We start from the raw sequence: 1,141 nt of genomic DNA on the forward strand, positions 1-1,141 counted from the left end.
ACTTGAAGGCGATAACGGTAGCCATCAATGCTCTGTATCCCGCATGGCTGAACGAAATGGCTGATGCATTCCAGAAAGAGTGGAAACGTGTACCGGTGCAATTTACCAAAGAGAACCACGACCCGGTCACGGGAGAGGCCATTCTTTTTGTCGATGGGTTACGGATGGATCTCGGGCACAGGCTCTGCAGCATGATAACCAATGACGGCTGCTCTTGCACACTGTCCCATCGGTTCAGTGCCCTTCCAACCGAGACTTCAACCGCGAAACCTGCGGTAATGCCAATAGCCGGGGAACTGTACGCAGGGGAGAAACTGACGCCAAAGACCCGGAGCGGCGCAATGGCGAATCTCACGGCATTGCGAAGTATCCTTGAGGAAAAGGGTTTTTGTGTACTTGCTGATCTGGACACCGGAAATCCTCAAAAATCTGCATGGACGGATTGCGCAAATATCGATGAAGAAGGGCACAGCAAAGGCATCGAACTGCCCTTGGTCCTGGACCGGGAACTTAAACGCATCTGTGACCGGGTAATTGAGCTACTTGATGCCGGATGGCATTCGGTGAGAATTGTGACTGATCATGGGTGGCTCCTCCTGCCGGGAGGACTTCCCAAAACCGATCTTAAACCGGCACTTGCCGAGATTAAGAAAAGCCGTTATGCCCAGATCCGTCCCGATGCAGCCGTCGATTATCCCGTTGTGCCGTGGTCCTGGGACCGTAATGTCCGGATTGCCTTTGCTCCTGGCATTACCTCATTTGAAGATGGGAAGATTTACGCTCATGGCGGGCTCAGTCCGCAGGAAGTTGTAGTTCCGGAGATTATTGTTTCCCGGGAATCACGACAAAGCGGGGGGATTGAGATTGAAGAACCGGCGTGGGCTGGTTTACGATGCAGGGTGAAAGTTGAAGGAGCGGTTGGAAATATTGCGGATATCCGGTTGCAGCCAGCCGATTCCCAAAGCAGTTGTGCATCCGGGGGCAAGCAAATCGATATCGAAGGCAATGTCGCCCTTGTTGTTGTTGATGACAGCCTCGAAGGAAAAACAGCATGGCTGGTTGTTTTGGATGGCAGGAAGAACGTAATATCACAAAGGGAAATCCGGATTGGCGGTGATTGATGTATGGCGGACCTTGATGG

The 1,141-nt window shown here is 52.3% G+C and carries 1 protein-coding gene; it reads left to right on the top strand.

All coding sequences use genetic code 11. From position 1 onward, the window contains the following. The coding region (locus tag CW742_RS14310) for a hypothetical protein (protein WP_292421539.1) at positions 1–1,121 on the top strand (1,121 nt) is incomplete at its 5' end. Positions 1,122–1,141: the final 20 nt, after the last annotated feature.

Source organism: Methanoregula sp. (assembly GCF_002835825.1).
In the GTDB taxonomy this organism is placed as follows: domain Archaea; phylum Halobacteriota; class Methanomicrobia; order Methanomicrobiales; family Methanospirillaceae; genus Methanoregula.